Source organism: Prevotella sp. CAG:255 (assembly GCF_000431195.1).
GTDB lineage: Bacteria > Bacteroidota > Bacteroidia > Bacteroidales > Bacteroidaceae > Prevotella > Prevotella rara.
In genome coordinates this window covers 42,239-51,711 of the sequence record NZ_HF986819.1, presented here as the reverse complement: position 1 = coordinate 51,711, position 9,473 = coordinate 42,239, and the positions used below count along the sequence as shown (strand labels likewise).

The following is a 9,473-nucleotide window of genomic DNA, read 5'->3' as shown; positions in this document are numbered from 1 at the left end:
TCTCCTGCCGTAGTGGCTTTGGTCGTGGCGTTTGCGTGGAATGATATTGGTGGCTCAGCCGGAGTGATTGAGACATTTGTCATGGCCGAACTGCCGTCGCATACATCGCGTGTGGCTGACGGAGACAATGTTGTCGTGCAGACGCCGTCGGCCACTACGTCTGATGTCCTTCTGCCCGACGGTTCCCGCGTAATGCTTGGTTCAGGCTCTCGTCTTGAATATCCGTCAGATTTTGGACAGAATGACGTCAGGGAGGTTGAACTTACAGGACAGGCACGCTTCAGCGTCAGGCATGATGCCGGCAGACCGTTTGTCGTGAAGAGCGGAAATATGAGTACGAAGGTGCTCGGTACGGTGTTCTATGTCCGTTCTTATCATGGCAGTGCAAGTTCGGTGGTGTTGCTTAAAGGCTGTGTCAGTGTAAGTAGTGAAGACGGCGGCGAGGGCAGGATGCTTAGTCCCGGACATCAGGCCGTTGTCGACGATAAGGGTGACATTAAGGTGGAAAAGGCTGACATTGCAGCTGTCGGAGGATGGACTCACGGTGAGTTCTGTTTCGACGATTCGCGGCTCGAGGATGTTATGAACGACATAGGATCATGGTATAACGTAGGCATTGCGTTCCATTCGCGCAGTCTGCTTTCTGTCCGCATTCACTTCAACTTCCCCCGGTCGGTTTCTTTGGCAGACGTCCTTCAGGCGCTTAACGACCTTGGCGTGGCACAGTTCAGATACGCCGACGGCCGCGTAAGCATAGAGCAGAAATAGCATTATGCCCGGTTCGTTGCGCATTAATGTTTTTTTGAGTAACTTTGCAGTCCGAAAGCTGTAAATATCAATATAAAACATTATTCTCCGGCACATACGGCAGTATTGGCTGTATTGTGCGTGAAGCAGAAAACAGACAACGATGGATAACAGAAACAGACAGATACTCAACATAGCCCTGCCGGCAATAGTGAGCAACATCACCGTGCCGCTGCTGGGACTGGTTGACGTAACCATAGTGGGCCACCTCGGGGCGGCATCGTATATAGGTGCAATAGCCGTGGGCGGCATGACGTTCAACGTGATTTACTGGATATTCGGATTTCTGCGCATGGGTACGAGCGGACTGACGGGGCAGGCTCTCGGCAGGCGCGACCTTACCGAAACGGTGCGCATGCTTACTCGTTCGTTGGGTATTGCCATGGCGGTTGCCTTGGCGCTCATCGTGTTGCAGGTGCCGCTGCGAGAGGCATCAATGCTCGTGATGCAGCCGCCTGCAGAGGTAAGGAGGCTTGCCTCGATATATTTCAACATACTTATATGGGGCGCTCCTGCCATGCTCGGCCTGTTCAGTTTGTCGGGATGGTACATAGGCATGCAGAATTCGCGCGTGCCAATGTTTATAGCCATAACGCAGAACATAATAAACATCGGGGCGAGCACGCTGCTTGTGTTCGGCCTTGGACTTAAGGTTGAAGGCGTTGCCCTGGGCACGCTCATTGCCCAATGGGGCGGTTTCATGATGGCACTGCTGCTCTGCTTCGTAAATTATCGCCGTCTGAGGCGTTATTTCTCATGGCAAGGCGTATGGCGGCGCGACGCAATGGCGCATTTCTTCAAGGTAAACCGCGACATATTTTTGCGCACGCTGTGCATGGTTGCCGTAATGCTGTTTTTCACTTCTGCCGGTTCGTGGCAGGGTGAGGTAGTGTTGGCGGTTAACACCTTGCTCATGCAGTTCTATATGCTGTTCTCTTATGTTATGGACGGCTTTGCTTATGCAGGCGAGGCTTTGAGCGGCAAGTTTTACGGAGCGCGCAATCATGAGGCTCTTGGCTCCACGGTGCGCCGTCTGTTTTGGTGGGGAGCCGGCATGGCAGTAGGCTTCACCTTGGTTTATGGCATAGGCGGCGACGCCTTTCTCTCGTTGCTTACAGATGAGCCTTCTGTGGTGGCGGCCTCTCATGAGTATTATTACTGGGCATTGGCAATACCTGTTGCCGGCATGGCGGCGTTTGTATGGGACGGCGTGTTCATTGGTTGCACCATGACGCGCGGCATGCTTCAGTCTATGTTTCTTGCAGCTGTAACGTTTTTCGCCCTTTATTATTCTCTTCGCTTCACGATGGCCAACCATGGCCTGTGGCTTGCGTTCATAGCGTTTGTTGCTGTAAGAGGACTGGCGCAGACCGTGATATGGCGCAGGCGGCGCACGGGGTGCACAACCTGACCGGGAAGCGCGCTGTCGACTTTGCTAATGATATGATGTATAGCCGCAAATCATAACGCGGTTTGGAATAAAAACAAAGAATGCAGACAGAAGACACACTGAATGTGCGACCTGTCTGCATTCTTTGTATTTGTATGAACCCTTTGCCGCGGGGGAGCTAATTGTAGAGAAAATAATTATCCCCAGTTTATCTTGTCGCCTTCTTCCCTCACTATCCTGCAAAGCTCCTGTTCGTTGTCAATCAGCGAGGTCAGCATGTCGGCAAGTCGCTTGGCCTTGTCGCGGTTGGCGTCGCTCTCCTTGAAGTATGCATCATAGAGGCCTGCCTCAGGATCGGTGTCCATTGCCTCGAGTATGTCGGGTGCGTTGTTCTTGAGATAATGCCTTATCAGGGCGTCCCAGTTATATCCGTTCATGTAGGCTGCCTCATTTATTTCGCCCAATCTATCGCCAAGCTCAAGCACCTTGTCGTGTTCCACTTCGAGCAGCACGTTTATCACACCGTCGCCATCATCGATTATTCTTACATAGCTGCCGTCGCCGCTGTTGCTCATTGCATTGTGGCTGTCTGCATGGCCGCTTTCCTCCTGTTGCGGCCTTTCTTCCGTCTTGCCTTTAAAGGCTTGCAGAATTTTGCTGAATAAATTTTTACCTGATACCATTATCGTTGTCTGAATTATTGAGTTTCTTACGTTCTGTCTGATATTTGCGTCCGTGGCTGAAGTTGTACGACAGCGTTAAGTAAATCATGTTACCGTTGTCCTTGATATATGTATGCGTAGTGCTCTGCAGATACTTGCTGTCTGTCTTGCCTACATAGTCGAAACCTTGGGCATAGCCGAGCAGCAAAACTCCAAGTCCCACTTTGAGGTCTTTATATTTATAGCTGACGCTGAAGTTCGACTGGTTTTCGCCCGTGCTCATAGATTCGGCAAAATAGCTTTTCGGTGCGGTGTAGAAACTTGCAGAAACGTTCCATCTGCCCAGCATAAGGTTGGCGTATCCGCCCCAGCGCCATGAGCGGTAGTTGTGAGAGTAGACAAGTCCGCGGCTGTTGTAGTTGGAATAGTCGCCATAGAGTGAAATGTTGAGAATGTCCTTAATGGCGTGCAGAGTGAAGTAGGCCGTGATAGACTGTTGACTGAAGCTCTTCTGGTTTTCCGGCTTGCTGATGAGCAGATATGTGCCGTCGTCCTGCAGCTCAGGAATATAAGATGTCATGATGATGTCGGGCGCATAATACCAGCTTCCGTACAACTGGAAGTTAAAAAGCGGACGGTTCCAGCTTAGCATAAGACTGTTGCTGTATCCAGTGTAAGGCTTCAGTCCTGTGTTTCCGTCGCTTGCGTTAAGTTCGTCGCTCTGGTTCCTTACGTCGCTCAGTTGCGAGAGCGAAGGCGAACGCTGGCTTATTCGTCCTGAGTATCTTACAAACAGATTATCGGTTATTTTGGTCGAAAGACTTAACTGCGGGCGCAGTGTCCACTTGTTGAATCCTATGTCGCCCTGATGAATGGCAAGATAGTTTGCACCGAGGCCCACCTGATAGTTGAATATGCCGAGTTTTCCCTGTAGCTGTGCAAAGAGGTAAAGGTTGTCTGAGTTGAGTATGGCGTCCGTGTTCACCGCTCCTGTGTAGTCGTTGTCAGTGTGGCTTACGGTGTATTCGCCTCCGGCCGAGAACACTTTGTTCTTGAATTCCTTCGTATATATAGCCTCGCTGATAAGCGAATATTTGCGGCCCGTGGTAGAATAGCTGTAGTCATTCACCGGGTCAGCCTGCATCGACTGTTCAGGCGACTGGTTGAAGAGATAGTTGCGCGACATATATTTGTAGTCGGTGCCGATGTAAGTTCCTACTACATTGGCCGTTATGTTCTGTTTTTTAGGCAGGTTCAGCGACCAGTAGATGTCGAGCGACGGGGTGTACATTTTGTTCTTACTCTTGTTATACAGATACAAGTCTGGCATTGATGTCTCTTTTGCCAGCTGATTTGAGCCTGAGTTCGGGTTGTTGTATTGATTATAGTTGAGGCTGATGTTCAGGGTATATTTGTCAGGTTCGGCAAGGTTGTAGCCCAGCTGGACCGTATTAAAGGTGTACATGAAGTCGGTGTTGTAGCCTAAATATTGGCGTTGGCGCTGCGTTCCGTCAGGAAAGAAATATGTGTTTTCGCTGTCCACCTTGCGCTCGTCGTAGCCGCGGTAGCTGAAGTTGTAGTATATGCTGAACTCCGATTTCTTATAGTTATACTTAAAGTAAGCATTACTGTTGTTGAAGCCGGTAGTGAAGGCCTGCATCGTTCCTAATCCGCCAACATATCCCGCATATCTTCTCTTTACGACAAAGTTAATTACAGCGTCCATGCTGCCGTCGGAATATCTCACTCCGGGATTGTCGATATATTCAACCCTTACAACCTCGTCAGGTCTCAGTGCTGTTATGTCCTGTTGATTGGCTTTAACGTCATTTATGCGTACCTGCACGCTTCCGCCTTTCAGTGATTTAATTTCCTGCTTAATCGGGTCGGTCATTATACCGTTGAGCGTCATCTTGCTCAGCAGATCGTATCCGTTCGATGAGTGCTTCTTCATTGTTGATGTCGGCAGAAGTATTTGGCGGTCTACCTTGCTTATCACTCGCATACCATTAACCGTAACTTCGCCAAGGTTGTATGTGGTGTCAACTTTCAGCGTGTCGGTCTGAGCATGCGCTGCGGCAACTGTCATGGCTGCCGCAAGCGCAGTCGTTATTATTCTGTGTCTTTTCATACGCAATGCTGTTTTGTGTCTTATTCTGATTTTAGTACGCAATCGCATTGCTGATGTGACATGATTTAACTTATTTTAAATAACAGTGGTATGTCAGCCGGGATAATTCATGTTCTCGTCTTTTATTACCTCAAGCACTTCTGTCAGGAACTTGCGTGCCTCCCATCGTGCCATGGGCAGGTCGTGCAGCAGCCAGTTGCCGCAGTCCTTCGGAGCTGCTCCCGGTATTTCGCCTTCAAAGTCGGCAACAAATTTGAATGTCTTTTTCATCAGCCCCACGATGTCCTTCGGTTCAAGGTCGCCGCGCATGAGCAGATAGTTGCCCGTCAGACATCCCATAGGTCCCCAGTAAATTATGCGGTCTTTCCATTCCGGGGCGTTGCGCAGATAGGTTGCAGCCAGATGTTCAATGGTGTGGAGTGCGCCGGCGTGAACAACAGGTTCGCGGTTAGGCTCCTTCATGCGTATGTCAAATGTGGTGACGGTCTCTCCGCCTACGCTGTCCTTACGTGATACGTATATTCCGCGCAGCAGGCGGTTGTGGTCGATTGTAAAACTTGGAATCTTTTTCATCTTTTTAGAAGTTAGGGAGTTAGGGTGTTAAGGAGTTAATACAAATGTTTTGTTGTATTTCTTTGTTGTCCGGCTTTTGAGGATATTCTGACAAATGCGTCGCTCCTTGACATCTCAGTAACTCATTGCTTATATTACTTTAAGAAATTCTTTGGTAACGTTGAACGACTTTTCTGCAAGTCTTGCCCAGAAGTCGAAGTATTGTGACGCCTTGTTGTCCTTAAGCGGTATGTCGCTGATTATGCGGAAACTTACGAACGGCACTCCGTATATGTGGCAGGTCTGCGCTATAGAGCAGCTCTCCATGTCGACGGCCTTGGCCTTGGGAAAGTTGTCGAGTATGCCCTGCATCTTCTCGCGTGAGTCGACAAACCATTCGCCGCTGACAATCAGTCCGGCATGAATCTTTGTCTCGCCGCTCAGGGATACTGCTTTTTCTACGAGGTCTTTGGGTGCCGTAAATGCAGGCGGCATGCCGATGATTTGTCCGAAGCTGCACTCGCTGCCGCAGTAGGCGTCGTGATAGCAATATGACGTGCCCACGATGACGTCCGTTACGTTCATCTCTACGTCGGCTCCGCCAGCCACTCCGGTAGATATCACCAGGTCGGGGGCATAGTTGTTTATCATTTCCACGGCACCTATGGCAGAGTTTACCTTGCCGATGCCGCATTTCTGTATAACGATGTCCTTGTCGCCGATGTTACCCACGGCGAAGTCTTTCTTGTGGTGTTGCTCCATTGTGGCGTTCTCGAGCAGTGCCTTAAGCTGCACAAACTCCTTGTCCATTGCCACTATTATTCCTATTTTCATCTTTATGCTGTTGTTTTATGTGGCAAAGATATAAAGAATTTGCGACATATCAGCGTGCCGCCGGCTTATAGGAGGCAAAAAATCTCTTAGAATGTGTGGCGGGCAGGCGCATCATGGATAGGTGTAGTTGAAGTAGGTCCATTGGCTACTGCCTATGCTGCGGTTGTTGTTGTCGAATATTTCAACCTTAGCCTTCAGGTGCGACTTGCCGCTTCCGAGATGAAGTTCGCTGTAGGGTATGAAGATCTTTAGGTCGGTGTATGTCGTGTTGTCCCACCCCGGCGTATATTTTGTTGAAGACGACACCTTGCCGTCAGTAGTGTAATAATGTTTGTTGTAGTCGTTTAGAGCCGTTCCGTTTTCGAAATAGAAGTATGCTACGCAGATGCCCGTCTTGCCCTTCATGCCGCTTACGTCGAAGCTCACTTTGACATTCATTCCTTTCTGCCCGTTCTGGTAGAGGTTATGCTCTGTGGTGATAGACTTCACCGTTGCGCTCAAATTGGTGTAGGTGTTGTACGACGGTGCTTTAAGGTAGTTGAGGCCGAATCTTTTGTCGAGTGCCTTGAACATTGCCAGATATGTAGGGGCTGATTTTGTCGACACGTCGAGTGTTATGCCGGATATTACGATTTTTTTTATGTTGAAGGTCGTAAGCTGCTGTATCACGTGGCTTATACGGTTGCTTGATGACATGGAGGAAAAGTCGCTGCGACTGCTCGAAAGATCAGATACCGACGCTTGTATTCCTAGATTAGCCATCTCTGCGTCTTCAAATTCTTTTTTCAGGACATCAGACACTCCTGCCTCGTATGTACTTATCACTTCGCCGTTTGTAAGCGTCAGCGTCAGTGTTTGGTTTATCATAGCCTTGTCTTCGTATCTGCGTGTTTTTTTTCCAAGGTCTATCAGGCTCTGTTCAAAGCCTGCAATCCTTATTGAGATTACCGGATATATTCCTTTCTTATACAGAAGCTGAAGACCTCCAAGTACAATTTCTTCAGTGTTGGATGCCTTAAACTCAAGATCTTTTGTCCTGTAATAATAAGTACCTCCATCACTAAGGCCCTCTTCAAACTCATACGGCTCGTCTCCTGAATTAATTCCGGCATAAACATTTAATGCGGCAAATGCGAATATCAATGCCATTGATATCCTGTTTAATAATGACGTTCTCATAAATATTAGTTTTAAAATAATGTAACCTATAATAACGCGTTACTGTATGCCAGGACAACGCTTTTGGCAAAGATAATACTTATATAGGAAAAAACAGCCTGTCGGGGACCGAATATGTGCAAAATATATGAATTTTGTTTCTTTCAGAGTGCCGGTAAAGCCGGACTGCGCTAAAAAGTTATTCAGAATGATGCGGAGTAGTTGAAAAAATATTACTTTTGCGTACTTGAAAACAAATCATATTTTACATCCTCTTATGGTTAAAGTCTATAAATTATTGATAATAGCGCTGTCGCTATTGCCGTTGTATGTTTTTGCCGATATTACCGTGGCACCGGTATTTACTGATAACATGGTGATACAGCAGGAAAAGCCAGTATATGTATGGGGAAAGGCTCCTGCCGGCGAGAAGATAAAAATAAGTTTTATGTCTCAGAGAGCCAGTACGGTAGCCGATGCCAACGGTGAATGGATTGCCGTGCTTAAAGCAGTGAGTGCTACTAAGAAGCCGCAAAAACTTGTGGTAAGTTCAAAGTCAGGAAAAATTGTGCTAAGCAATATTCTTGTTGGCGAAGTGTGGCTCGCCTCAGGACAGTCAAACATGGAATATTCCATGAACAACCACCCGCACCATGCCCGTCCAAAGAAAGGCGACCCGGAGGTGCTGTATAAGGAATTTAAGGCGGCAGACAGTCAGATAATACGCACAATGTATGTAGAGTGTTCAAATAATGGCGAGATACTGCCTACTGCCGGATGGAAGATGCTGTCAGAAGAAAGTCTTGCCCCTGTTTCTGCCGCAGGATATTTCTTTGCAAAGAATCTGTCTGACAGTCTTGACGTACCAGTCGGACTGATATCCTCGTCGTGGGGAGGATCGATGATTGAGTCGTGGATGCCAGAAGAGGCGTTCAAGGGTTCGTCGCAGTTGAATGATGGATACGCCAATGGCAGCTATTATGGTCTGCCTGTGGCCGATCATTACCGCACGATGATAGCTCCGCTTGCTCCATTCTCTATGTGCGGATTTCTGTGGTATCAGGGCGAGGCAAATGTTCTGGACCAAAGAGGTGTAGGGTATGATGTCAAGCAGCGTGCGCTGATTGACGGCTGGCGAAAGGCTTGGCATGATGACGCCATGCCGTTTTATTTCGTCCAGCTGGCACCTTATCTCTATTCAGACCGCAAGGGCGATGAGAACGGATTGCCGTGGGATGCCCTTCCTAAATTTTGGGAGGAGCAGGCGTCTTGTCTTGATGTTCCACATACAGGTATGATTGTTATTAATGACCTGGTGGATAATCTTAAAGATATACATCCGCCATATAAATGGATTGTCGGAAAGCGCCTGGCCCTGCTTGCCTTAAATAAGACCTATGGGCGAGATGTCGTAAGTTCGGGACCTACATTTAAAAGCATGGAAGTTGAAGGCGATAAGGTCATATTGACATTTGAAAACGCTGACGGCCTGAAGACACGTGACGGAAAGATGCCCGACAACTTTAAACTGAAAAACACAAAGAACCGCTACAACACGGCCAAAGCCCAGATTGTAGACAACAAGGTTGTGCTAAGTTCAAAAACGGATATGGCAAGACCTGTGACTGTGCGTTATTGCTGGAGCGACAGCTCGCAGCCCAATCTGTGCAATGGTGCAGGTTTGCCTGCCGCGCCGTTTAGGGCGACGGAAAAAATAAAGTGACATTAATGCTGATGCGGCGCCATGCCGGCAGCAAGCAACGAATACATCTTAATTTTACGCAAAGAGTTGACTGATGTCATGAATTTTGTGTATTTTTGCACTCAGATTTAATTTAAAAACGTAAGTATCAATGAAAACATGGAAACAATACCTGCCCGACGTGCTGGTCATATTGCTGTTCGCGGCTATTTCTTTCGCATACTTCTTTCCTGCTGA

At 48.1% G+C, this 9,473-nt stretch carries 7 protein-coding genes and 1 pseudogene; 3 read left to right on the top strand and 5 right to left on the bottom strand.

The window, feature by feature from the left end; all coding sequences use genetic code 11:
• Together QVO66_RS08655 and QVO66_RS08650 are read left to right on the top strand one after the other, a co-directional pair.
• A pseudogene (locus QVO66_RS08655) lies at positions 1-768 on the top strand (FecR family protein); the annotation flags it as partial.
• 142 nt (positions 769-910) lie between these two features.
• On the top strand, positions 911-2,218 hold the full coding sequence (locus tag QVO66_RS08650; RefSeq protein ID WP_021855075.1) for an MATE family efflux transporter: 1,308 nt from the start codon (positions 911-913) through the stop codon (positions 2,216-2,218).
• Between the two features lie 176 nt (positions 2,219-2,394).
• Here the strand turns inward: QVO66_RS08650 and QVO66_RS08645 are convergent, their stop codons facing one another.
• From QVO66_RS08645 to QVO66_RS08625, 5 genes are all read right to left on the bottom strand, one after another.
• Entirely contained in the window at positions 2,395-2,880 is a 486-nt protein-coding gene (locus tag QVO66_RS08645; protein WP_021855074.1) for an immunity 51 family protein, read from the bottom strand.
• Positions 2,867-4,990 carry a hypothetical protein gene (locus QVO66_RS08640; protein WP_021855073.1) on the bottom strand — a complete coding sequence of 708 codons (2,124 nt, stop codon included), beginning with the start codon at positions 4,988-4,990 and terminating at the stop codon, positions 2,867-2,869. Before QVO66_RS08640 ends, QVO66_RS08645 begins: the two co-directional genes overlap by 14 nt.
• 93 nt (positions 4,991-5,083) lie before the next feature.
• Positions 5,084-5,563, bottom strand: coding sequence for an S-ribosylhomocysteine lyase (locus QVO66_RS08635; protein WP_021855072.1), 480 nt, complete (start codon positions 5,561-5,563; stop codon positions 5,084-5,086).
• A 129-nt stretch (positions 5,564-5,692) separates the two neighbouring features.
• Positions 5,693-6,376 (bottom strand): 5'-methylthioadenosine/adenosylhomocysteine nucleosidase, encoded by a 684-nt coding sequence (locus QVO66_RS08630; RefSeq protein WP_021855071.1) that lies wholly within the window; start codon positions 6,374-6,376, stop codon positions 5,693-5,695.
• A 111-nt stretch (positions 6,377-6,487) separates the two neighbouring features.
• Entirely contained in the window at positions 6,488-7,525 is a 1,038-nt protein-coding gene (locus QVO66_RS08625) for a hypothetical protein (protein ID WP_288172759.1), read from the bottom strand.
• Positions 7,526-7,811: 286 nt separating this feature from the next.
• Here QVO66_RS08625 and QVO66_RS08620 point away from each other — a divergent pair, with 286 nt between their 5' ends.
• Positions 7,812-9,257 (top strand): sialate O-acetylesterase, encoded by a 1,446-nt coding sequence (locus QVO66_RS08620; RefSeq protein ID WP_021855069.1) that lies wholly within the window; start codon positions 7,812-7,814, stop codon positions 9,255-9,257.
• Positions 9,258-9,473: the final 216 nt, after the last annotated feature.